Source organism: Hymenobacter sp. DG01 (assembly GCF_006352025.1).
GTDB lineage: Bacteria > Bacteroidota > Bacteroidia > Cytophagales > Hymenobacteraceae > Hymenobacter.
Genome location: NZ_CP040936.1, coordinates 994,283 through 1,017,834, shown reverse-complemented (window position 1 = coordinate 1,017,834; position 23,552 = coordinate 994,283). Strand labels below are relative to the sequence as shown.

Genomic DNA, 23,552 nt, shown 5'->3' with positions numbered 1-23,552 from the left:
AAAAAGAACGTCATGGGCAGCCCGGCTACCCATGACGTTCTTCTGAGGCAGGGGCCAGGGAGCGTTCTACTCCACTACCACGCCCATGCTCGCGAATTTGTCGATGCGCTGGCTGATGCGCTCCTCCTGAGGCAGGGCCTCCAGCTCATCCAGCGTCTGCAGAATGGTCTGCTTCAGGGTATTAATCATGGTGGCCGTATCGGTGTGGGCCCCGCCAAGCGGCTCCTTCACGATGCCGTCAATGAGGCCGGCCTGCAGCATGTCGGTGGCTGTCGGCTTCATGGCCTCGGCAGCCTGCTCCTTATAATCCCAGGAGCGCCACAGAATGGTGGAGCAGTTCTCGGGAGAAATAACGGAGTACCAAGTGTTTTCCAGCATCAGCACCCGGTCGCCGATACCAATGCCCAGGGCCCCGCCCGAAGCACCTTCGCCGATGATGATGCAGATAACCGGCACCTTCAGCAAAAACATTTCCTTGAGGTTGCGGGCAATGGCCTCGCCCTGACCGCGCTCCTCGGCTTCCAGACCGGGGAAAGCCCCGGGCGTGTCAATCATGGTTACGATGGGGCGGTTGAACTTCTCAGCCAGCTTCATCAGGCGCAGGGCCTTGCGGTAGCCCTCGGGGTTGGGCATACCGAAGCGACGCAGCTGCCGCTGCTTGGTATTACGGCCCTTTTGCTGGCCGATAAACATCACGGAGCGGCCATCCAGCTCGGCAAATCCGCCCACCATGGCTTTGTCATCGGCCACAGTCCGGTCGCCGTGCAGCTCAATAAACTTCTCCGTCATCCCCTCAATATAGTCGAGGGTGTAGGGCCGGTCGGGGTGGCGCGAGAGCTGCACCCGCTGCCAGCGGGTCAGGTTCTGATAGGTTTCCTTTTTAAGGGCCTGAATTTTGGCTTCGAGGGCCGTTACCGCTTCTGATACGTCCACCTGGCTGTCGAGGGCCAGTTGTTGCATTTCACGGAGCTTGCCTTCGAGAGCGGCAATCGGTTGTTCGAAATCGAGGAGCATTGCCACGGCGGAGTGCGTGTTAAGGAGGTTGCGAGGGGGAATGAGAAGAAAGCAAAGGTAAGCGACGAGGCTGATACCGCCCACGGCCCCGCGCTACCGATTTTTTCAAAAAATTTTCTTCCTGATAAACAGGCTTAAACAAAATCAACCGCTCCTTTTTTCAGCTTTTTTTAGCCTATCTGTTGCGCAGTCCAATCCGGTCTTCTACTTTTGCACCACTTCAACGCCACCCAGCAGCGAAGTAGAACAACCTGGTTCGGTAGTTCAGTCGGTTAGAATGCCGCCCTGTCACGGCGGAGGTCGCGGGTTCGAGTCCCGTCCGGACCGCAAAGGCCCTTCAGAATTTCTGAAGGGCCTTTTGCTTTTATCTTTTCCGGGTTCCGTTCGGGCACCTAGGTGTCGCCTGCGCGGGTGCCTGCTTTGCAAGCCCGGGCTACGGCTACCACCACTGCGCCGGCTACCGTGGCTTACCCGGTTGAAGCAACGCAGTGGAGCATTTTCTGGGCACTATTTTGCTTCGTGTGGCTGTCATGCTAAATTTTTTTTCCAGGCCTATCCTGTTTAGTAACAGAACACTACCCCTGAAAAAAGCCCTCTCCTGCCCTACTGACGCATTTTTTTGTTTGCACAGTCAAAATCGACCTTCTATATTTGCATCACAATAACGGAAAGCACACGGCTTCTCAGTTAAAGTAAACGGTTCGGTAGTTCAGTCGGTTAGAATGCCGCCCTGTCACGGCGGAGGTCGCGGGTTCGAGTCCCGTCCGGACCGCAAAAAGCCCCAGCATCATCTGATGCTGGGGCTTTTTCATTTATCAACCCCTGGTTTTGCCAGCTACGGCTCCTACCAGAGCTGCGCATTTTCACCTGACTGTCAGCCACTTTTGCGGGGCACTTTTCCAACTACCTGGCGTGGGGTGCGTACGGGTTGGGAGTTGGCAAGCCCTATATTACCGCCGCGAAACGGTACGCTTCGCTGACCGGGGGCTGGCTGTTACCGGCCCACGCCCTGCTCTTGCAGGATAATGACGCGTGTTCAAGACCTTGGCGGTGGGGCCGTTTGCTAAAGAGGCCCGCTGGCAAGACCGGGCCCCGATGGCAGGCGGGTAAGAGCCGCATACCCCAGCCCAGATGGGCGCCTTCTTTTAAAACGTTGTTCCTACCTGGTGGTATGCTAGATATTGGCGCTTTCTTACTGGAGCAGACCCGCACCAATCCGCAGGTTCAGTTTATTTATGAGCTGGAAAGCCAGCGGGTGGTGTTCGTGAATGCGGCCTACGAGTGGGTAATAGGCGGACAGGCAAACCATGTAAACGAAGAACTGCCGGCCCTGCTGCAGCGTCTGCACCCCGAGGACCGGCCCTACTTAGCCGAGTGCTGGGGCCGCTGGGTGCAGGGCCAGTTGCATGAGGAAGTAGAGTTCCGGCTGCAGATAGCTGGCAAACCTGACCAATGGCTGCAGCTCACGCCCAGCTACCAGCCTGCTGCCACCGGCCCCGGCTGGATTGGCGGCGTAGTGCGCGACATCTCCGTTGCCAAGCATTACAGAAGCCACGCCGACCGTTTCAACGCCCGCAAGAATACCATTCTGGAAATTTTGTCTGTGGACCTGGCCGATACACTGGTTCTTTCGCAGAGCCTGCGCTGGGATGCCGAAGACGACGTAACAGGCTACATCCGCACCCGGCTAGTGGAGGGTTTGAGCCGCATTGAAAACCGCAGCCAGCAGGGAGCCCGACTGGTTCAGGAGTTTACTACCGAAGAAATCCAGACGTCGGCCACTATTGCCCTGAACCTGGAGCGGGTAGAGCTAGGCGAGCGGCTACGGCGGACGCTGGAAGACTACCCCCGCGCCGAGGCCCTGGCCGCGCACACCCTGGACCTGCGCCTGCCGGCCTACCCCGTGTACGTGCGCATCGACGTGAATAAATTCCTGCAAATCATTACCCACCTGCTCAGCAACGCCCTAAAGTTTACGCCCGATGGCGGCCACCTGATTATTGAACTGGTGGCGGTGCAGGGCGTGATGGCTCACCTCACGGTCAGCGACAATGGCATTGGGATTCCCCTGGAGCTGCAGCCCCGCTTATTTGAACGCTTCACCCCGGCCCGGCGGCCGGGCCTGCGCAACGAGCCCACACTGGGGGTAGGTCTCTCGCTGTGCAAAATGCTGGTAGAGCTGCACCAGGGCACCCTCACCGTGCGAAGCTGCGAGGGGGAGGGCAGCACTTTTCTGGTTACGCTACCCCTGCTGCCTACCCCCTAGGCTGCCTGCTAAGGCAGGTCCGAGACGTACCTGTGCCCCTACACGCCCGCCGCCATGCGCCGGGCCAGATCCTCTATGTCGGGGCGGCGGGCTAGCACCTGCAGCCAGTCGGCAGGAATAGCGACTTCGCCGTAGTACAGACCGGCCAGCCCGCCCGCTACCGCGCCGGTGGTATCGGTATCGTCGCCAAGGTTGACGGCGGCCAGCACGGTTTCGGGGTAGGTTTCATAGCGCATCAAGCACCATAGGGCCGCTTCCAGCGTATGCATTACGTAGCCGCCGCTCTTGATCAGCTGCTGAGGCAGGTCGGGCAGGCGGCCGCTGAGAATGACGTTGAAATGATCTGCCTCGTGGGCCGGGATATTGAGCTCGTCGAGCTTAGCCGGCGAGGCCGTACAGAGCTGGGCGTAAGCTGCCGCCGGTTTGAGCCCCACCCGGAGGTACGCGGCCATTTCCAGGTACAGGAAGCACGCCACCGCCGAGCGAATATGCCCGTGCGTAATAGCTGATACTTCACGGATCAGCTGAAAACGAGCCTTCACTGGAAAATCCTCGTGATAGAAAGCCAGCGGCAAAATTCGCATCAGGGAGCCGTTGCCATTGCTGTACTCATCCCGCCCCCCGGCCAGCACGGGGTTGGCTCCGGCCTTTAGTTTCTGAATGGCTTCGCGGGTAGTGATGCCGATGTCAAAGACCGTTCCGTGCGGAGTCCAGAAGTTTTGGTAGTACCAGCGGCTGCAATTATCAGCCAGCTTTTCCACCGAAAAACCAGCGGCAATAGCCTCGGCCAGGCAAAACGTAAGCGAGGCATCATCGGACCAGGTGCCGGCCGGCTGGTTATGGGTTCCATAGGCGCGCATGTGCACCACGGGGTCGAGTTGGCGGGCGGCGCGGCTCTGGAACTCAACGGGTACGCCCAGGGCATCCCCAACGGCCAGGCCCAGCAGGGCCGCCCGGATCTGAGACTCTTTGGAGGAAGTAAGCATCAGGAAAGGCTTGAGAAAACAAGAAAAGCGGTGGCAGCTCGGCTAAGCGCCCACGGTGGTCTGGCTGCTCGGCAGGCATAGCTTCCGGAGCCGTGAAGGTACGCCACGGGATGGGCCCCCAACAAAACGCCCGCCCCACCGTGGCGGCGCACGACAGCGCGGATGTTTACCTCTCCGGCTTACGCCCCTACTCCACCACGGCCTGCCTGCTGGCCGAGCGCCCGAAGCGGGTAGGGAAATACATGAGCTCGGCTATGGCCGGGTTGATGGTGTAGCGCCCCCGGTAGCGGGGCCGCTACACCACCCGGAACGTGTGGCGGCCCACAGGCAGCACATCCGTAAAAACGCCTACCTGGTGGCGCAGATACCCACGGTACACCTCAAATGGGCGTCGGTGGGCCGGAACACTTTGGTCAGGTAGCTGCGGGCCGAGGCCAAGAGCTGCTGAGCCGTGCTGCCAATTGGGAGCAGGCTAATTCATAGCAGCACCTGAAGGAAATGTAAGAATTGTAACATAGGCCAGGTAGCATATAATTTCTACCAGACAGATGCGGCTGCCCGGCCGATTCCACAATTCGGGGCCGACTTTTTTTGCGTATTGCTCGCATTCTGGCCGAATAGTTGCCCAGCCGTCTCTACTTTTGCCCCCCTCTTCCACTGGATTATCTCTCTTTTCTCATATGCCAAGACTTTTCCTCCTTCTCTGGCTGATGCTGATGGCATTGGTCGATGTCAGCCCGGCGCTGGGCCAGGCCGGCCCGGCCGCGCGGGCCAAAATGCGCGGTAAAACCTACGTGCACCGCCCCAACTACCGCACTTACAAAGGGCGGGGCCGCAAGGCCCGAAAAAAGCGTACGGCCCGCTACCGCCAGCGGTGGTACCAGATCTGGCGCAAGCGCCGGAAAGCTACCCCGCCGGCACCCAAGCAGCCCTCGCGCAACCAAACCATTGGCGGCAGCTAGGCTTACTTTCTTTCGCAGCCATAAACAGACCGGGCTTCTCCAAATGGAGAAGCCCGGTCTGTTTATGGCCCTGCCCGGGTCGCAAGGCTGCTGACACGCGGAAGCAGAGCACAATTTTTTACCCGCCCCCGAGTTATACAGTTGAACTTAACCCGTTTGGCCTATGACCCGAATCGTGCTTTTGTTGGTTGCGCTGTTGATGATGGGCGTGGCCGAACCAGCGGATGCCGCCCGCCCTACCCGCTACGCCCGGGCCAAGATGCGCGGCAAAGTATATACCCACCGCCCATTCTATAAACGCTATAAGGGTCACAAAAAGAGCAAGAAGCGGCTTTCCCTCTTTAAGCAGAAAGCCCGTAGCCACTCTTCCTACAAAGTAGGCCGCCACTCTACCCGGTAGCCTGGTTTGCACCTACTAAGCGCCCGGCAGATACTCCCACTTGCATGGAGGTATCTGCCGGGCGCTTGTATTATGGCTGGTGGCCGGGGCGGGCGGCATACCAGGCCCGGCGCGTGCGCACCAGCAGCTGCTCGGCGGCATCGGCGTCCGGAGTATCGGGCAAGGCTGAGGTGGCAAAGGCGTTTGATACCCGCTCCACCAACGCTTCGGCCTCGGCCACTAGCTGCTCGTACTCAAACTCGCCGCGCCGGATTTGCAGCAGGAACTCCCGGTCGGGGCGGCGTACGTGCAGCTGCCCGTCGGAGGCAATTTCCTCGGCCATGCGCAGCAGCCGGAATACGTGCAGCATGTTTTTGGCGTCGTAGTTTTTGCCGTGCTGCACAGTATTCTGATAGCGCTCCGGGTTGCGTTTCTGTTTCCACTCCTGGTACTCGCGGTACACGCGGCAGTAGGTGCTGTAGCCGTTGCGGTTAAAGCTGAGGTAGGCCACCGGCATTTCTCCCTTCGGTACGGCCGAGAGCTGCACATCCTGCGAGGTTTCCGGGTCGCGCACGAGGCCGCGGTAGCCGTGGCGCTGGCCGGAGGTTTTATCCACAAACAGGGCGTATAAGTCGGTGAGGTGGTTTACGTTGGCCAGGCCGCACTGGTGGGCCGCGTAGCCGCGCCGCTCCAGCCAGGTGGCTACCGGCTGCGCCCCCGCTCCTACCGTCACGTAGCAGAAATCCAGCACCGACTTGCGCTGGGGCGGCTCGGGGTGGTTGATTTTCTTGTTCAGGCCCCGTGCCTTCCGAATTTGCGCCACAGCATACTCGGCGAAGCTCCGGCGGCACAGCTTCGAGAGGAAATCTTCGGCCCGGAATGAATCAAACAGCGGATGGCGGTACACCACGCAGTCCTCGGGTGTGCCGAGCAGCTCCAGCACCGTGGGGTTGTTTTTCACCAGCAGTTCCACGAAGCGGCGCAACTCATAGAACACCTCGTCGTTGGTGGCGTTGGCTACCTGGGGCACGTAGGTCAGGCCGTAGAACTCCGCCTCAGGCAGGATAAACACGCCTTTGAGGTCCGTATCGGAGTGGGGCAGGTGGGTGCCGTAGGCGCGGCTGCCGCTGATGGCCTCGAAGAGAATGAGGCCGCGCTGGCGCAGGTCAGAAATAGTAAGCATCATCACAGTATCTTTTCCGTCAGGCTTCGCAACCGCCCCAACGAGCTTATCGAAATGCAGAATGACCACGTAAGGTTAAGGCCAACTGAGACAGCCGACCTGGAGCGTCTTTTTCAGTTTCAGCTGGACAAAGAGGCGTGTTACCTGGCCGCCTTTATGCCTGCGGACCATGCCAACCAGGAAGCCTACCGCGCAAAATACACCCGGTTTCTCCTCGACCCCGGCATTCACATGCAAACCATTCTGCTTGGGGAAACCATAGTGGGTAGCATCGCCAGGTTTATGCGGGAGGGCGACGCCGAAATTACCTATTGGATAGACCGGAGCCGCTGGGGCCAGGGAGTGGCCACAACCGCCGTAAGGCAATTTCTGGCTCTGGAAACCACCCGGCCTATTTTCGGGCGCGTGGTCTCCGACAATGTAGGTTCGCGTAAGGTGTTGGAAAACTGCGGGTTCGTACAAATCGGCACCGACAGAGGATTTGCCAACGCCCGCCAGACGGAGGTTGAAGAATATATCTACCGGCTGGCGTAGAAACAGCTCCGGCAGGGCACGCAGCCGCTCAGGTGGCTGGGGCAAGCCATGCCCGAAATAGCGCGTTCAGTTCCAGGGTAGGGTCAAGGCGGTGAAGAATAGGTAAGGTGTCGCGGGCGGCCAGCCCGGCTTCGTATTCAGCTTGCAGAAACTCCGCCAGAGCGGCCGGGCGGGGCACGGTGGTTTTCTCATCGGCGGTGGCCTTCCGGGCCAGCAGCTCATCCACGCTGCTCTGTAGCTCCGGTGGCAGCAGCTCCCGCAGCTGCCGGAACTCCATGGGGGGCACCTCGGCGGGGCGCTGCTGAATCCAGCGGGCAGCCAGCGTAGAGCGCAGGGCGTAAAACAGTCGTTTCAGGCGCACCTGCTCGCCGCTCAGGTCTTCGGTAACGCCACGCCGCATCAGGCCGGCGTAGTGGTTAAGGCCGGCCCGGGCGTTCCAGCAGGCTGGCCATAAGGGCGCCAGCGCCTCCCGAAACCCGGCGGCCTGCCGGTACACCACCGGCGACTGAAGCCACTCCAACAGGGCGGCGTTGGAGCCGCGCAGCAGCTTCAGGGCTTTGCGCAGCTCCCAACCGGCCAGGTCCAGCTCCTCATCCACGGGAAACGTGAGCGTATCGGGCCCCTCGTCCAGCGTCAGGTACCACTCGGCGGGGTGGGCGTAGAGAAAGCGCACGTCGTAGTCGGAGTCCGGCGAAGGAAAGCCCCAGGCCCGGCTGCCCGATTCGCAGGCGTACAGGATGCGGATGTTGTGGGTGGCTTCGAGTTGGGTGAGGGCCGTTTGGATGCGGGCGTTGAGCATGGAGCGGACAGGGCTACGTCGGATAACGAATTGCAAGGTAGCACCCCAGCCACGTTGCCGCCGCCCGAGCCTGAGCCGCTGCTGCCGGGGCGGGGAATGGAGGCTGGCGCATGGCCGCCCTAAAATGTGCTTTACCTGCTGCTGAGAGCTCACACGGAACGCCGGGTGGCATCTTTACCACTTTCGCGGGGTAGGGTTTCGGGGGCGGCAGGAGGCAGGGCGGTTTTGCGGCGCTAGGGCAAAGCGTTGTTTTGTTTGCTCGAAACGCCGGTTTAGCCCGCAACTTCTGCTACCTTATCCGCCCGATTCAACCGCCTGTTTCCATGCTTCTCCCCCGCCTGCTTCCCGCCAGCTTACTGCTGGGCCTGACTACCCTGGCCGCCTGCCAGTCGCAAACGGCCACTACCACTTCCGCCGCGCCCACCGCCGCTGCCGACCTCACCCCGGAAGCCCAGGCCACCACTCCGGCCGAAGCCATCAGCGCCGCTACTATCGGCCGCTACCTACAGGCGGTGTCGTCGGATGAGATGCTGGGGCGGAAGCCGTTTACCACGGGCGAGGAGCGCAGCACCCAGTATCTGGCCGATGAGTTCAAGCGCCTGGGTCTGCAGCCCGGTCCCGAGGGCTCGTACTTTCAGCCAGTGCCTCTGGTGGAAATTACCGGCACGCCAGCGCCTACCCTTCAAATCAAGGGCAAAGGCCCGGCCCTGAGCTTTCAGTATAAAACCGACTTCGTGAGCTTTACCCAGCGCGAGCAGCCGCAGGTAAGCGTTTCGAACTCGCCGCTGGTGTTTGCCGGCTACGGGGTGGTAGCGCCTGAGTACGGCTGGGACGACTACCGGGGCCTCGATGTGAAAGGCAAAACCGTGGTGGTGCTGGTGAATGACCCCGGCAACGCCGGCCAGGACACGACCCTGTTCAAGGGCAAGGCCATGACCTACTACGGCCGCTGGACCTACAAATACGAAGAAGCTGCCCGCCACGGCGCGGCCGGCGTGCTTATCGTGCACGATACCAAGCCGGCGGCCTACCCCTGGTCGGTGGTGTTAAGCGGAGCTATCAGCCCCAAGCTGCGCGCCCAAACCACCAACAAAGGCGCCGACAAATGCGCCCTGGAAGGCTGGCTGACCCTGGACGCGGCCAAGAAGCTGTTCCAGGCGGCCGGCCAGAGCTACGAACAGCTCTACGCCGCTGCGAATACCAAAGGCTTCCGGCCGCGGCCGTTGGGCGGGCTTACCCTCTCGGGCAGCATCCGGAACCAACTGCGCCGCCAGACCTCGCGCAACGTGCAGGCCGTGCTACCCGGCACCACCCGCCCCGGCGAGTACATCATTTACTCGGCTCACTGGGACCATTTCGGGGTAGGCAAAGCCATTGCCGGCGACTCCATCTACAACGGGGCCGTGGACGATGGCACCGGTCTGGCCGCCCTGCTCAGCATTGCCGAGGCCTTCCAGAAAGCCCCCCAGAAGCCGGAGCGCAGCATTGTGTTTCTGGCCGTTACGGCCGAAGAGCAGGGCCTGCTGGGCTCGGCCTACTACGCCCAGCACCCGCCCTACCCCCTCAACAAAACCGTAGCCGACCTGAACATGGACATGCTCTGGCCCTATGGGCAGATGAAGGACCTCACGGTCATAGGCTACGGGCAGTCGGAGCTGGAGGACTACGCCCGCGCCGCCGCCCGGGAGCAGGACCGCTACATCCTCCCCGATCAGCAGCCCGAAACCGGCATGTTCTACCGCTCCGACCACTTCAACTTTGCCCACGTAGGCGTGCCCTCGCTCTACGCCAGCGGCGGTTTCGAGGGCCGCACCCGCGGCAAGGACTACATTGCCCAGCAGCGCCAGAACTACACCACTAACATGTACCACAAGCCCGCCGACCAGTTTGACCCCAGCTGGGACCTTTCGGGCATCGCCCAGGATGCCCAGCTCTACTTCCGCGTGGGTCAGCGCCTGGCCGCCGAAACCACCTTCCCGCAGTGGCGCGCCGGCTCCGAGTTCAAGGGCGCCCGGGATAAGAGCATGGGTGGGCGGTAGGAATTAACTTGCTAACTATAAAACATCAATATGAGCTTCGATTTAATGGTTTTTGATAAAGAGGCTGCTCCCCAAAGTAATACCGATTTTATCCAATGGTATGAGAAGCAAACAGAATGGACAGAAGACCACGATTATGAAGACCCAGCGCATACTACAATAGCATTACGCAACTGGTTTATGGACATGATATCCGTCTTTCCGCCATTAAATGGCCCCTATGCAATAGAAGACATAGACGACCCAAAAACGACGGATTATAGCATTGGAAATAAGGTGATCTATGCTGCTTTTTCCTTTTCTGAAGCTAAAATGGCTTATCACGCTGCCAAGTCATTCGCAGTCAAGCATGATGTAGGCTTGTTTGATCCCCAAGAACAGCACCGGCTACGAGTGGTCAAAATTCTTTCCTAACCAACCCTTCCCCCGCCATCTGCATCTTCGCAGTATGAAGAAATTAGGATTTCTCGTGTTATTACTGGCCGCCACCCAGGCGGCCCACTGCCAGACTACCCCTACCCCGCTACTCGATTCTGTTAAGGCCTTTTTGGATAAGAGTTTGACGCTGCTGGAAACCTATTCCTTGGACCGGGGCTCGGTGGACTGGCCGCAGCTGCGCCAGGCGGTGTACCAGAAAGCCCAGGGCGCCCAGTCGGTGCGGGAGCTGCTGCCGGTTTACCCGTATGTGTTTGAACAATTGAAGGACGACCATGGCTGGCTGACTTACAAAGGCAAAACCTATAAGTGGCGCAATCCGGCCCGCACCCCCTACGCCAACGCGGCCGTGAAGGAAGCCCTGGCCCAAAAGCCCGGCGTGCTGGTAAAAATGCTGCCCGGCAACGTGGGCTACGTGCAGTTGCCGGGCATCAACGCCGGGGGCAGCCTGCAGCAGATGCGCGACGCGGCTAAAGTGGTGCAGGACTCGCTCTGCCGCATCAACCCCGATAAAGCCAAGGCGTGGATTATCGACCTGCGCTTGAACGACGGCGGGGCCATGGCTCCCATGCTGGCGGGTATTGCCCCCATCATCGGCGACGGTTACCTGGGCGGGTTCGCGGACAAGGATGGCAAGCCCGACCAGCAGTGGTATCTCAAGCAGGGTAACTTCTACCTGGATACCCTGCGCGTCACCACCCTGCAGGACCGCTGCCCCGTCCGGAAAACCGATAAGCCCGTGGCCGTGCTGCTGAGCGGCATGACGGCCAGCTCCGGCGAAATAGTGGCTATCAGTCTGAAAGGGCGACCCCGCACGCGCTTCTTCGGGGAGCCCACCTACGGGGCCACCACCGCCAATGAGAGCTACCAAATCAGCGGCACGGCCTACCTTACCATTGCCGGCACCCAGGAAACCGACCGCAACCGGGTGATATACCGGTCCAACATCACCCCCGATGTGCTCATCTCAGAGGGCGACAACTTCGCGGACCTCAACCGGGATGCCAAGGTAGCGGCCGCGTTGAAATGGTTGAAGACCGCCCGAAAAGGCTAGGAGCGGCCCGGCACCATTAGCCTTCCATGGTCAGGCCCGGGCTCGCTACACTGCTTTCCGGATTGAAAAAACAGCGGGGTAATCTGGTTCAGGAATAATAGGCAGGTTTTATACGGAAGACCCACGGTTTGCCGCTATATTTACCTTACCCCCTATGAATGACCGTTATATTTCGCCAGACCCAGCCGCCGAGATTAATGGCACCAGCCTCCGCGTAGCCCTGGCTGCCTTCCAGATAGAGCAGCAGGCGCGCAGCATTCTGGTCCGGCACGGCTTACCAGAGGAGCCCCAGGCCGGGAGCTGGTACCCCTTGCAGGCCTGGCTGGATGTGCTGGCCGATATGGAAGCACGTTTTGGTGCTCAGACCGTGTATGCCGCCGGCCTGCAGGTCATCAGGCACAGCCTCTGGCCCGCGCACTTGCAGACGTTGCCTCAAGCCCTTGGCAGTTTGCAGCAGGCGCACCAGTCGAACGTTCGGGGCAAGGAAATCGGCTACTACCGGGCTGAAGAGCAGGGCCCTCAGGCGATGCGCGTGGAGTGCTTTACGCCCGTCCCCCTGAACTTTGACCATGGCATCATTACCGGGGTAGCCCGCAAGTTTCGGCCCGCCGGCTCGCTCCGGGTGCAGGTGGTCCCCGAGCCACCGCAGGCTACGGCCCCCGCGGGGCTTAAGCGCTTCTCCGTTTCCTGGTAGCGCCGGAGGCCGCTGCACCGTGTTACTCTCCCGTCACCCGGAACTCCACGCGGCGGTTGAGTTGGCGGGTGGCTTCCCGGTCGTTGCTGGCCCGGGGCTCGGCACCGCCCAGGCCCAGGCCGCTGATGCGGGTTGCTGCTATACCGTGCCGCACCAGATAGGCCTTTACGGTAGCTACCCGCCGCTCACTGAGCGCTACGTTTTTCTCTGGGGCGCCTACGTTATCGGTGTGGCCGCGCAGCTCAATGGTGAGGGTGGGTGTGTCGGTGAGCAGCTGCAGCAGCTTTTTGAGAGCCGGGTAGGACGAGGAAAGCAGCCGGGCACTCCCCTGCTCAAAGCGTACTTTATCGAGCTGCAGAATGGTGCCCACGGCCAGCGGCTGCAGCAGAATATCCTGCACATAGGGCCCGGCACTGGTGTTGAACGTACTATCCAGGGGCAGATAACCGGCCAGCTGCGCCTGGGCGGCGGTTTTGCGGCCGGGCTCCACCAAAAAGGAAAACACCCCCTGGGCGCTAAGCGGCACCGTTGTTTCGGCGCCGGCCGGCCCCAGGCGCAGCCGGGCCTGCGGCAGGGGCTGAAACGTGCGGGCATCCAGCACCCTACCCCGCCAGGTGCCGGTAACGGGCGGGGCGGGTGCCGCTTCTCTGGTTGGCGGCGGTGGGGGCTGGCGAAACACGTTGCACCCCGCCAGGTCCGTATAAATTCCGCGGCGTACCAGCTGGGTCTCGCCCCGGCTCATATCAACCCGGTAGAGGGCTTTCGGGCCGGCCATGTACAGCCACCGGCGCCCATCGGGGGCCGTTTGCAGCAGCAGGTCGCTGTAGCCACCGCGCCGCGGAAGCCCGGCAGGAACAGTCAGGGTGGGCGCGGGCTGGCCGGTGCCCAGGTTTACGCTGATCAGGGAGCCATCGGTGCTGTACACCTGGTAGAGGGTCTGGGCATCGCCGAGGCAGAAATTGCCATGGGAGCCGGCCCCGGCAAAGCCAATAGCCGGGTAAAAGGGTGCCTGCCGCACGGGGTCCGTGGTCCAGACCAGACTTACTACGCCGGTAGCGGGGGCTACTTTTACCAGCTTGCTGGCATCGGAGGTCATAAAATAGAGGCTGCCCTGCTCATCAGTAGCGGCCGAAATCCAGACGTTCTCGGGTCCCTGGGAGGGTAGGCGCCAGGGGGTGAACTCACCCTGGCCCGTTGCCGGGTTGTAGCGGTACACCAGCTCGGGCGCATCTGTCGGCGACTTGGTAACCGAGTACAGGCAGTTATCGAACCCCTTGGCCAGGGCGTACGACTGGAAGGGCAGCACCTGCCGATGAATTCTGGGCGGCGCGGAGAGGTCGGCGGCAGAAAACTCGTGGATGGTGCGGCAGTCATCTTCCCACAGCTCGTTATCGTAGCGCAGGGCCGCGATGCCGTACATCTTGTCGTCGCACTGCGCGGGGCCGCCGGCAGCGGTGCGGGCCGGGCCTGTAACGCGCAGTGAGGCCACCAGCTTGTCGGCATCAGTTAGGTAAGCAGCATCCTGGCTGGTACTGGCCCGGTATTCCAGCTGCAGCTCGTGGCCGCGCTGCCAGATGCGCCGGCCCACCACGCGGGTACGAGGCGCGGGGGCGGGCTCCGCGGCGTAGGTGTAGTGGTAGCGCACTTCGGTGTGGGTGTCGGCTTCGTGCTGAGCCAGGTACAGCACCTGGACCTGCGGCAGGCGCTGCGTGGCACTCCACAATGAGTCCAGCGCACTATGGGCCGGCAAACCAGTCGCGCTTTTAAGGAACACCGGACGCCGGCTGACAGTGGCCAGAACCTGGCCCGGGAGCTTGGTGGCAAGCAGGATTACCTCTGCGCTGTCGTTCTGCGGGTGAACCAGCTGCCAGGAGGAAGGATACGCCAGCTGGTACTGCGCCGCAGTATCAGAATATACCCGTAACCCCCCGACCTCCTGCGCGCGTAGCGTCAGCCAGCATAGGGCCAGTGCCAGCGTCAGCAAAACCTTCATAAGCCAGAGAATAAGCAGAGGAAACGGACTTCAAAGGTAAAAAAGCCCCGGCTTCCATGCCCTATTTCGGCCTTTTTCTACCTCCCGAAAACCGGCCCTCCCTACCCGGACTAACTGCCGGATACCAGCAGGGTAGGCACCTCGGCTGCCCCTATTCATCGGTGGGCTTAGGCTGTCTAAGGCGAGGGGCTGTTCAGGTATCCATCACCTGAGCATAAGCCAAGCCTGGGCCGTGGTGCCAGGACATCTCAGAGCCGTAGGGTTTGGCGCGCTTATCCTAAGTTATAGCGGATTTCCAAACGGTGTAGAGGGTATGTAGAGACGCTTAGTGGCGTCTCAATCGTTGAGCAGCGACACCCACGCGGCGCGGACGATAGGATGCTAGTATGCGTCTTTGCATCGATCTGAAACCGCTATGAAACGGGCTTATAATGACAAAGAGCACATATAACCAAATGATAAATACATACTTTATACATTTGTTTATAATCTTGGTTATCAAGGAAATGCTATCCTTATTGGTCTGAGCGCGAGATTAGGAAGTGTTAACAGTGAATATCTTGCGGTATGGAGCAGATGTTAACCGAGGCACAATGGGCGCGGCTAGCGCCGCTGCTGCCGGGCCGGCCGGGCACGAGCGGGGGGCGAGGGCGCGACAACCGGCAGTTCGTGGAGGCCGTGCTGTGGCTGGCGCGCAACGGGGCCCGGTGGCGGGCGCTGCCGAAAGAGCGCGGCAATTGGCACACGACGTACACGCGCTTCCAGCGCTGGGCCGCCTCGGGCGTGTGGCAACGCGTGTTCGAAGCCGTACAGGACGAGGCCGCCCTGCACACGCTGCTGGTGGACTCGACCACCGTGCGGGCGCACCAGCACGCGAGCGGCGCGCGCAAAAAAACGGGCCGCAAGCCCTCGGCCGTTCGCGCGGCGGGCTGACATGCAAGCTGCACCTGGCCGCCGATGCGCGCGGCCGGCCGCGGCGCTGCCGCCTGACGGCGGGCCACAGCCACGACGCCCCGCAGGCCTTGCCCTTGCTGGAGGGCCTGGCGCCGGCTTATGTGGTGGCCGACCGCGGCTACGACTCGGACCCGCTGGTGGCCGCGCTAGCCGCCCGCGGCACGCAGGCCGTGATTCCGCCCCGGCGAAACCGCCGCCAGCCGCGGGCCTACGACGCGGCCCGCTACGCCCAGCGCCACGCCGTGGAGCGGCTCTTCAGCCGCCTCAAGCAGTTTCGCCGCGTCGCCACGCGCTACGATAAGCTCGATGCCCATTTCTTGGCCTTCATCCATCTCGCGGCAACCGTCGTCTGGTTACGTGATTGTTAACACTTCCTAGTTTAGAGCGTAAGAATTGAACACCAGCACTGCAATCTACCCACGTCACACATTTGGACAAAACAGTTACCCACCACCCATTTGTTAAAAATACATTATCTCTACCTCTCTAGAACTAGGAAGGAGCGAACGAAGCTCCAGTAATAGTGTAGTGCCGTTCTGAGGAGCCAGAGGCGCTGGCTCAATCCTGCTTCTGATTCCGGCGGCCGCTTTTCCGCCCGTCAGGTAGGCGCTCCACCAGGCCCTAGCCACCACTGGCCGAAAGCTTACGGGGCTGCCCCACCCTATTACCTATCTTTGCTACCCCACAAACCGGTTTTTCTCTCTTCTGCTTTTACTTTCCCATTTCTTTATGAAGAAATTCCTCCTCCTCTCCGCTTTACTGCTTAGCACGCTGGCGGCCTCGGCTCAATACATGCCCGGCAAGCCCCGCAAAAAATACGCCTTCCCCAAGAAGGATGAGGAAAGCCCCTACGTGCTCAACGTCACGAAAAACACCGACGAGGACGCGGAGGTAGATGCCTGCGTTACCCGCGTGAGCTACCGCCCCTACGCCGAGCTACTCACCGAAATCAACGAGTTGAAGCGCATGAACAACTGGGCTGACACTACCTACCAGCGCCGCTTCCAGCAGCTGCCGGCGGGCGGGCAGCTTACCGTGACCATGTACCGCCGCGGGGCCCAAAACGCCGACCCGGCTTACCTGAGCCTGGTAGCCAAAACCAAAGACGGCAAGGAAGTCCTGAACCTACAGGAGCTGCCCGCCGGCCAGGGCCGTTTCTGGAACCGCGACCTGTACATGAGCAAGCGCTCCATTCCGTTTACCAAAACCGAAGCACCCCAGGACATTCTGCTGACGATTAACGACGCCAAAACCAAGCAGAACTTCGAATACATTATTAAGGCGCAGTAAGCTGCCGACATCACAGCCAAAGCCCCAGGGCCCGCTACCTTCCCAGGCAGCGGGCCCTGATGGTTTCCGGATCTGGATTACCGGTTGCGCAGCCGCACCCACTGCACGGCTACCAGCGTTTTGGCATCCGTAAAAGACGCCTGGCTTAGCTCCTCGGCCCGGTAAAACACCGGCTCGATCTTCTCGTTTTCCTCGGCCAAGCCGCCCCCTTGCCCGGTTTTGCGGCTTACCTCTGCATAGAAGATGGTAATTATTTCGGCGCTGGTGCCCGGCGAGGGGTACACCCGCGCTATCTGCTCCAGGTAGTCGGGGTCGTAGCCCAGCTCTTCCTGAATTTCCCGCCGGATAGCCTGCTCCGGAGCTTCGTCGCCATCTACCATACCAGCTGCTATTTCCACCAGGTCGGCTTCGGGCCCTATCCGGTACTGTTGGGTAAAGATGTACTGCCGCGTTTGAGTATTATAGACGAGCGCCGCCACGGCGGTGCCAGGCTCAAACCGCTCGCGCTTTAGCAGCGTGTCGCCATCCTGCACCTGCAGCAGGCTAAGCTTGTAATGGCCGTCGTAGGCTACTTTTCGGTCGGTGATGCGCATAAGGAGAAAAGAAATTTTGGGGTGTGAAGGCGAAAAGTAAACGGTTTTACCGGACCCCGGTGTTATAAAAAATTACCGCGCCTTTTCCAGGGTCCGGCATACAAGCCGGACCTGCTATGCGGTCAATTTTACGCGGAGCGCGCGCATCCGTATAAAATCCCCGACCTTTGCGGGCTCATTATCTCTGTGCCATTCCGGCTACCCATCTGGCAGCCGCTTTTCTCCTTTGATGTCGTTCGACGAACTAAACCTGATTGATCCTATCCTGAGCGCCCTGCGCGAGGAAGGGTACACTACCCCTACCCCTATTCAGCAGCAAGCCATTCCGCAGGTACTGGAAGGCCACGATTTGCTGGGCATTGCCCAAACCGGCACGGGTAAAACGGCCGCTTTTACGGTTCCTATTCTGCAGATTCTGCACCAGACGGCTCAGGTAGAGCGCCACGCGCCGGGCCGTATTCGCTGCCTGGTACTCACGCCTACCCGGGAGCTGGCCATCCAGATTGGGGAAAGCTTTGCCGCCTACGGTCGCCATCTGCCCAAGCTGCGCTCCACGGTTATTTTTGGGGGCGTGGGCCAGCATCCGCAGGTACAGGCCCTCAAGCGCGGCGTGGAGGTACTCATTGCTACCCCCGGCCGCCTGCTGGACCTAATGAACCAGGGGTTTATTGACCTGCGCAACATTGAGCTGTTCGTGCTGGATGAAGCAGACCGCATGCTGGACATGGGCTTTATTCACGACATCAAGCGCATTCTGCCCAAGCTGCCCGCCCGGCGGCAAACCCTGTTCTTCTCGGCCACCATGCCGGGCCAGATCCAGGACCTGGCCGACAGCATCCTGCGTCCGAACCCGGTGAAGGTAACCGTGACGCCCGTGTCGAGCACGGCCGATACGGTTACGCAAGCCGTGTACATGGTGGAGAAGACCGACAAGCCGGCGCTACTGGAACACGTACTGAAGGACCGCAACATCCGCCGCGTGCTGGTGTTTACCCGCACCAAACACGGCGCCGATAAGGTGGTCCGGACGCTGGCGAAGGCGGAAATTCCGGCCGAAGCCATTCACGGCAACAAGTCGCAGAACCACCGGCAGCGCGCCCTGAGCAACTTCAAGGCGGGTACCACTCGGGTGCTGGTAGCTACGGACATTGCCGCCCGTGGCATCGACGTGGATGAGCTGACCCACGTTATCAACTACGAAATTCCCAACGAGCCCGAGACGTACGTGCACCGCATTGGCCGCACCGGCCGGGCCGGCGCCGATGGCACCGCCCTTTCGTTCTGCGACGAAGAAGAGCGGGCTTACCTTCAGGATATTCAGAAGCTGATTCGCCGCCAGGTTCCCGTGGTGCAGGGCCACCCTTACACCTCCGAGCTGGTAGCACCAGTTCCGCTTTCCGGCGGCGCCCCCATCAAACGCCCGAAAGGCCCGGCCGGTCGGCCGCCCCGCCCTGGCCGGGGCCCGCAGGCCGGAGGCCAGGCCCGCCCGGAAGGTGGCAGCCGGCAGCCCAACCGCAGTGGTGAGCGTCAGGGAAGCTCAGCCCCCCGGGCCAGCCACGCCTCCCCCGGGAGCAATTCTCGTCCGCAGGGTAGCGCCAGCGCCGAAGGAGGCGACCGAAGCGGCGGGCAGCGTCGTCGCTTCCGGGGAAACAACAGCAGCCGTAACCGGTAACTCCTTCCCGCGCTGTAGCAGCTGCGCTCTGCAACTTAGCTGCGTACTTGCAACCCTCCGCCAAAACAAGCCCACGGGGCTGGTCTGGCGGAGGGTTTCTTATGGTAAGCCTCTAAGGATGAAACAAAATGATGCCTCAGCAACTTATCAGGCTACTCATCTCTTATGACGGCGTAACCTTACTGCTCTGCTATGGCTCATCGCACCCTTCCTGTCATTCAGGCCTTGCGCGATACGGCGCAACGCCTCGCGGCCCAGGCCCCTTACCAATGGGGGCACATGGGTAGCTGCAACTGCGGCCACCTGGCCCAAACCATTACCAAGCTAACAAAAGGAGAAATTCACGCCCGCGCCATGCAGCGCTACGGTGACTGGGAGCGGCAGTTGATTGACTACTGCCCTACCAGCGGCTTGCCCATTGACACGACCATTGATGAAATGCTGGCCCTGGGCTTCAGCCGCCAGGACCTGACGCACCTGGAGCGCCTCTCGGACCCGGCTATTCTTGGGGCCATACCCTTCGAGCGGCGTAATGCCATGCGCCACAACCAGCGCGACGACGTAGTGCTTTACCTGCGCACCTGGGCCGATTTGCTGGAGGCCGAGCTTCTGGCGCATATCGAGCTACCCACTCTGCTTTCTTCACAACACGCGGTAGTAGCGCGTTAGGCTCCTACCCCCACCAACACGCCGAAAGCCCCACTAACCTAGGTTAGTGGGGCTTTTCTTATGATATATACTTTTTGCGGAAATGCTCTGAGTTGCAGAAACACCCCAGAAGACTTCGGCGGCTGGTAGGCTAGTAGTTTACGTCGCTGCGCTGGGCGTCGCGGTATTGTTCCGTACGGTGGCTGCGCTTGTAGGCGGCATCAGCGTTAGGATCTTTCTCCGCGTCAGGAGCTTGCGAGCAAGATGACAGGAACAGCGAGGCGCAGGCGGCAAACAGGAAAGGCAGACGAAATTTTTTCATGCCTCAAAGGTAAGCACCTCCTCGAAGAAGGGCAAGTACTACCTCATTGGCATTGGCGGTTATACGCGGCAACAAAACAGCCACGCCTATCGCATGATAACACTGCGCTTCACAGCGACTTGAATTTGTCTGAAGCGGCTTCAGTGAGTTTACAAATGTATTTACAAATATAAATCCGTGTGGTATCAATCTAATCTCTGCACAGGCTTGGGGAAGCCGAAGGAACGCGAGGTTCCCGTTATAGCCCCCCTATTCCGTGCTTTCCCGTAGCTGCATCTACAAACCGGAACTCGCGCCAGGAGCTAATACAATTAGCCTGAATGAGTCAAAATATCGTTTTACTTTTTCCACTTCCTGGCACTACAAGAAATTTAGCATCATCTCGACCCATCAGGCATGACAAATCACAATCTATATCTGCTATTATTAATTATAACTATAATCATACAAGATGAATGAGCCAGCTAACAAATATCATGTAATTATTAGCTTTACACTGCATTGTGTAAACGCCTGATAAAAAGCCGCTTATAATACATATACAACTCAATCTATCAACTACCTTAGCAAGGTATAAGATATGATTTACAATAGACTTAACCTCACATTTAGCCTCTATGATACACAGGCAGTTAGACGACGTGCAAGCAAAGATACTCAGCAGACATAGTGACTCTGCCAAATTGTATATATCTGATAAAGCACAAAATTAGAGCTCCTACTGGAGGCCACATACCTTTTACTGCTCAGGTTGGAAATCAGAGAAGGTTCCGTCCTGATAGAAGATGACAATGCGCCGGATAACCTTGCCGGGTACACTAACTGTCTGAGCTAGCCCTGCTTGTGTGCTGGGCTCCGACGGAACCACCGAAGCTGTTACGGCTGGCTTAACCTGCTCCACTGCTGCTGTCGCCTCGGTGGCCAGAGTAACCTCAGAAATAACTGGCGCAACCGGCGCAGGCGCTGCCTCCGATTCTAGGGCCTTAGGAGCCTCCGTCTCTTTGGGCTGGTAGGGCAGTTCGGTTTTAGGGCGAACAGTGCGGCTACGGGGAGTTTCTGCCACAGCCTGCGGCGCTGCAGCAAGCATTGGCCCGGTGCCGTTCAGAAGCCAGGGCAGGGAAAGCTCCGGAAACGCCGCAATGACCCGCTGTACTACCTCCAGACTAGGCTTGTTACGCCCACTCAGGATGTGGCTCACAATAGGTCGGGAAATGCCGATGGCATCAGCAAACTGCGTTGGGCTAAGTTGCCGGGACAGGAGTAGCTCCTTAATGCGCTGCTCAATCATAGGGAAACACTAGTGATTAACAAATGTACTGCGTATCCTGCTAGATATGATTTTAAGCTCACACATTTACTATTGTTACATACAGCTGGCCTTATCGATACAACTGTAAACACATCTAGCTAACGGCAACTCCTGTTTACAGTTGTAAATACATTTGTAAACAGGAGTTGCTGTTAGTTCATCAGCACCAACCTGTGATACGCTGTAGTTTACTAGTTCCACTCCACACGGTCCGGACTGCTCCAATGGGTAGGAAGAGATATCTTCGCCCTTACGCGGCAAATGATTGAGGCTGCCGGACTGCACAAGGAAGGAGGTGGTTTTCCTAACTTCGACTCATCAGTGCCCTACTCTGTGGTATCAAGAACCGCTTACTATAGCCTCTCTTTAGCCATCGGGTGTACTGCAGCTCTTACGGGACTTAGCTTGGCTTGACCAGTCAGAAGTTATCTGGCCTCCTCAGTAAAAAAGCCGGCAGCGTTACCATGTGAACGGTAGCGCTGCCGGCTTTTTTCTAGAACGCCTTTGGGCTGGACGTAGGTAGGAACCGGGTCTTTACTTAAGCCGCAGGTTAGTCGAAATACTCTCTGGCCAGAGCTTTGTCGTGACCGTAGATGTCGTCGCGGAAGTGAACTTTGCCAGCCTCGTCCACCCAGGTAGTGAAGTACACCAGGTAAACCGGCAGCTTCTCAGGAAGCGTAACATACTTTTCCCGGCCCTGGGCGATAGTGTCCATAATGGTGGTACGGTCCCAGCCGGGTTTGTTGCGCAGCAGGTACTCGGCTAGCTTGATGGGCTCGGCCACGCGCACGCAACCATGGCTGAACCCTCGCTTGGTTTGGTTGAACAGCTGGTCGTGGGGGGTATCGTGCAGGTAGATATCCTGGGAGTTGGGGAAGATAAACTTCACATCGCCCAGGTCGTTTTTCGGACCCGGCCGACGGCGCAGCGTGTACTTCCAGGTTTTTTCGGTGAGGCCGCTCCAGTTGATGCTACCCGGGTCAACGGGGGTAGCCTTCGCCCCCCATCCTTTCACCACTTCCATATCGAGGCGGTCGAGGGTGCCATGAGGGTCAGTGGCCAGCTTATTGCGCAGCTCCTTATCGATGATGCTGTAGGGAACATTCCAGTACGGAGCCAACACCACGAACTCCATTTTGTCGCTGAAGACAGGGGTTGCGTTCAGCGTCTTGCCAACGATTACGGGCATGCTGAGCACCTCCTTGTTTTCCTCCATTACGTGCAACGTGTACTCCGGAATATTTACCAGCAGGTAGTTCGGCTCAAACTTCTTCGGAATCCACCGCCACCGCTCCATGTTCAGCATGATCTGATCAATGCGTTGGCTTACGGGAATGTTGAGCAGACGCAGGGTTTCCCCGGCCACAATACCGTCGGGCTTAAGCCCATTCTGCTGCTGAAAATCCTTTACCGCTGCCACCAGCTCGGGCGTATATTGGCTAGCGGCCGGAGCCGTTGTAGCGGCACTGGCTGACTTGTTTGCCACTGCTACGGCGGGGGCCGCTGCCGGGGCCGGCGCAGCTGCATCCCGTCCTAGCAGGCGGGCGCTCAGGGCAGCCACGGCCGGTGAGGAAGCGCCCGGCACAAGACGGGTACCAGCGGGCAGAGTTGGCCAGCCGCCATTGCGCTGAATCTCGCGGTAGTCGGCCAGCGCCTTACGCAGCCGGTCGTACTCCGGGTGCAGGGGCTCAAAGTCGTAGTAGCCATAGATGCTTTCCCGTTCCTTCAGGATCGTCATCAGGGCTTTGTGCAGCTTAATTTTATTGCGCTTTACCTTCCAGTCAATGGCCTTAACCGCCCGTGGATCTACCGTACCTCGGTAAAAATCAGAGGCATAGTTGAAATAGGTCCCGGAAAGGGCCACGTCGATTTCTTTTTCCAGGGCGTTGCGCTTGGTTGAGTCAGACTGAGCGGCCTCTAGGCTGGCAAAAAGCTGGTCGAAGTTTTTGGTTTTATAATCTTTCGGGTCCAAGCCCTCATCGGCGGCCTTGTTGATAACCGTGAGCAGCGTTTTTGCCTGCGGCACCAGCTCGTGGTTGCGGAACCAGCCCAGGCGGAAGCTTCGCTCCCGGTAGAACTTTTTGGCCCACTCAATCTGGTCTTTGAATTTGGGTTCGGCCGACATGTACTTTACAATGTACACGCTGTCGAGTTTGGGCTGGGCGCCACCGGCTTTGCCAAGGCCACCGGGCAGCGCCTCCTTCAGCTGAGCCTTCTGATCCTGGCTGCACGACACGGTAGACGTGAGCAGCAACAGGCCCAGCAGCCAGCAGCAAAGGCTATTAAAAAAAGGACGATGTGTTTCGTTCATGTGAGTAAGCAAGAGAAATGGTAATCGTACTGCATCAGATTTCGCGCCAACTATGGCCGAACTTTGACTCAGGACGTTTTACTGGTTTCCGCACCCGGAAGTTGTCGGGGCGGCC

The 23,552-nt window shown here is 59.5% G+C and carries 21 protein-coding genes, 2 tRNA genes and 1 pseudogene; 15 read left to right on the top strand and 9 right to left on the bottom strand.

Features of this window, described 5'->3' with window-relative positions; genetic code table 11:
* Positions 1-66: 66 nt before the first annotated feature.
* On the bottom strand, positions 67-1,014 hold the full coding sequence (locus FGZ14_RS04265; RefSeq protein WP_139921552.1) for an acetyl-CoA carboxylase carboxyltransferase subunit alpha: 948 nt from the start codon (positions 1,012-1,014) through the stop codon (positions 67-69).
* Between the two features lie 253 nt (positions 1,015-1,267).
* On the opposite strand from FGZ14_RS04265, the gene FGZ14_RS04260 reads away from it, so the two are divergent.
* From FGZ14_RS04260 to FGZ14_RS04250, 3 genes are all read left to right on the top strand, one after another.
* A tRNA-Asp gene (locus FGZ14_RS04260) sits at positions 1,268-1,341 on the top strand.
* A 371-nt stretch (positions 1,342-1,712) separates the two neighbouring features.
* Positions 1,713-1,786: transfer RNA gene (locus FGZ14_RS04255), tRNA-Asp, on the top strand.
* Between the two features lie 399 nt (positions 1,787-2,185).
* Positions 2,186-3,280, top strand: a complete 1,095-nt coding sequence (locus FGZ14_RS04250; RefSeq protein ID WP_139921550.1) for an ATP-binding protein — start codon at positions 2,186-2,188, stop codon at positions 3,278-3,280.
* Between the two features lie 38 nt (positions 3,281-3,318).
* On the opposite strand, the gene FGZ14_RS04245 is transcribed toward FGZ14_RS04250, so the two are convergent.
* The gene (locus tag FGZ14_RS04245) at positions 3,319-4,266 is read right to left on the bottom strand and encodes an ADP-ribosylglycohydrolase family protein (RefSeq protein WP_139921548.1); all 948 of its coding nucleotides are present in this window, start codon (positions 4,264-4,266) and stop codon (positions 3,319-3,321) included.
* A gap of 92 nt (positions 4,267-4,358) precedes the next feature.
* On the opposite strand from FGZ14_RS04245, the gene FGZ14_RS04240 reads away from it, so the two are divergent.
* The 3 genes from FGZ14_RS04240 (at position 4,359) to FGZ14_RS04230 (ending at position 5,628) form a co-directional block, all read left to right on the top strand.
* Positions 4,359-4,541: a hypothetical protein gene (locus FGZ14_RS04240; protein ID WP_139921546.1), complete on the top strand. Its 183-nt coding sequence runs from the start codon at positions 4,359-4,361 to the stop codon at positions 4,539-4,541.
* A 405-nt stretch (positions 4,542-4,946) separates the two neighbouring features.
* Positions 4,947-5,228, top strand: coding sequence for a hypothetical protein (locus FGZ14_RS04235; RefSeq protein ID WP_139921544.1), 282 nt, complete (start codon positions 4,947-4,949; stop codon positions 5,226-5,228).
* Between the two features lie 163 nt (positions 5,229-5,391).
* Entirely contained in the window at positions 5,392-5,628 is a 237-nt protein-coding gene (locus tag FGZ14_RS04230; RefSeq protein ID WP_139921542.1) for a hypothetical protein, read from the top strand.
* A gap of 70 nt (positions 5,629-5,698) precedes the next feature.
* Here FGZ14_RS04230 and FGZ14_RS04225 read toward each other — a convergent pair whose 3' ends face one another.
* Positions 5,699-6,793 (bottom strand): DNA polymerase beta superfamily protein, encoded by a 1,095-nt coding sequence (locus FGZ14_RS04225; protein WP_219601055.1) that lies wholly within the window; start codon positions 6,791-6,793, stop codon positions 5,699-5,701.
* 51 nt (positions 6,794-6,844) lie between these two features.
* On the opposite strand from FGZ14_RS04225, the gene FGZ14_RS04220 reads away from it, so the two are divergent.
* Positions 6,845-7,324 carry a GNAT family N-acetyltransferase gene (locus tag FGZ14_RS04220; protein WP_139921538.1) on the top strand — a complete coding sequence of 160 codons (480 nt, stop codon included), beginning with the start codon at positions 6,845-6,847 and terminating at the stop codon, positions 7,322-7,324.
* A 28-nt stretch (positions 7,325-7,352) separates the two neighbouring features.
* On the opposite strand, the gene FGZ14_RS04215 is transcribed toward FGZ14_RS04220, so the two are convergent.
* Positions 7,353-8,123, bottom strand: a complete 771-nt coding sequence (locus FGZ14_RS04215; RefSeq protein ID WP_139921536.1) for a nucleotidyltransferase domain-containing protein — start codon at positions 8,121-8,123, stop codon at positions 7,353-7,355.
* A 323-nt stretch (positions 8,124-8,446) separates the two neighbouring features.
* Between FGZ14_RS04215 and FGZ14_RS04210 the strand changes: the two genes are divergently transcribed.
* From FGZ14_RS04210 to FGZ14_RS04195, 4 genes are all read left to right on the top strand, one after another.
* Positions 8,447-10,162, top strand: coding sequence for a M28 family metallopeptidase (locus FGZ14_RS04210; protein WP_139921534.1), 1,716 nt, complete (start codon positions 8,447-8,449; stop codon positions 10,160-10,162).
* Positions 10,163-10,192: 30 nt separating this feature from the next.
* Positions 10,193-10,576, top strand: a complete 384-nt coding sequence (locus FGZ14_RS04205; RefSeq protein WP_139921532.1) for a hypothetical protein — start codon at positions 10,193-10,195, stop codon at positions 10,574-10,576.
* A gap of 34 nt (positions 10,577-10,610) precedes the next feature.
* Complete coding sequence (locus FGZ14_RS04200; protein WP_139921530.1) at positions 10,611-11,651, top strand: S41 family peptidase; 1,041 nt, start codon at positions 10,611-10,613, stop codon at positions 11,649-11,651.
* Between the two features lie 154 nt (positions 11,652-11,805).
* A complete protein-coding gene (locus tag FGZ14_RS04195) occupies positions 11,806-12,345 on the top strand; it encodes a hypothetical protein (protein WP_139921528.1) in 540 nt (179 codons plus the stop codon).
* A gap of 22 nt (positions 12,346-12,367) precedes the next feature.
* On the opposite strand, the gene FGZ14_RS04190 is transcribed toward FGZ14_RS04195, so the two are convergent.
* The gene (locus FGZ14_RS04190; protein WP_139921525.1) at positions 12,368-14,338 is read right to left on the bottom strand and encodes an OmpA family protein; all 1,971 of its coding nucleotides are present in this window, start codon (positions 14,336-14,338) and stop codon (positions 12,368-12,370) included.
* 567 nt (positions 14,339-14,905) lie between these two features.
* Between FGZ14_RS04190 and FGZ14_RS04185 the strand changes: the two are divergent.
* Positions 14,906-15,660 (top strand): annotated as a pseudogene (locus FGZ14_RS04185) (IS5 family transposase).
* Positions 15,661-16,021: 361 nt separating this feature from the next.
* Positions 16,022-16,582, top strand: a complete 561-nt coding sequence (locus tag FGZ14_RS04180) for a hypothetical protein (RefSeq protein WP_139921522.1) — start codon at positions 16,022-16,024, stop codon at positions 16,580-16,582.
* Between the two features lie 77 nt (positions 16,583-16,659).
* Here the strand turns inward: FGZ14_RS04180 and FGZ14_RS04175 are convergent, their stop codons facing one another.
* Positions 16,660-17,175, bottom strand: a complete 516-nt coding sequence (locus tag FGZ14_RS04175) for an NUDIX domain-containing protein (RefSeq protein WP_139921520.1) — start codon at positions 17,173-17,175, stop codon at positions 16,660-16,662.
* A 229-nt stretch (positions 17,176-17,404) separates the two neighbouring features.
* On the opposite strand from FGZ14_RS04175, the gene FGZ14_RS04170 reads away from it, so the two are divergent.
* Positions 17,405-18,847: a DEAD/DEAH box helicase gene (locus tag FGZ14_RS04170; RefSeq protein ID WP_139921518.1), complete on the top strand. Its 1,443-nt coding sequence runs from the start codon at positions 17,405-17,407 to the stop codon at positions 18,845-18,847.
* A gap of 192 nt (positions 18,848-19,039) precedes the next feature.
* Complete coding sequence (locus FGZ14_RS04165; RefSeq protein WP_139921517.1) at positions 19,040-19,516, top strand: hypothetical protein; 477 nt, start codon at positions 19,040-19,042, stop codon at positions 19,514-19,516.
* 130 nt (positions 19,517-19,646) lie between these two features.
* Here FGZ14_RS04165 and FGZ14_RS21670 read toward each other — a convergent pair whose 3' ends face one another.
* The 3 genes from FGZ14_RS21670 to FGZ14_RS04155 all read right to left on the bottom strand — a co-directional run bounded on the left by FGZ14_RS21670 (position 19,647) and on the right by FGZ14_RS04155 (position 23,437).
* Positions 19,647-19,817: a hypothetical protein gene (locus FGZ14_RS21670; protein ID WP_180754484.1), complete on the bottom strand. Its 171-nt coding sequence runs from the start codon at positions 19,815-19,817 to the stop codon at positions 19,647-19,649.
* Between the two features lie 739 nt (positions 19,818-20,556).
* Positions 20,557-21,105 (bottom strand): helix-turn-helix domain-containing protein, encoded by a 549-nt coding sequence (locus FGZ14_RS04160; RefSeq protein WP_139921515.1) that lies wholly within the window; start codon positions 21,103-21,105, stop codon positions 20,557-20,559.
* A gap of 571 nt (positions 21,106-21,676) precedes the next feature.
* Positions 21,677-23,437: a murein L,D-transpeptidase gene (locus tag FGZ14_RS04155; RefSeq protein WP_139921513.1), complete on the bottom strand. Its 1,761-nt coding sequence runs from the start codon at positions 23,435-23,437 to the stop codon at positions 21,677-21,679.
* Positions 23,438-23,552 lie beyond the last annotated feature (115 nt).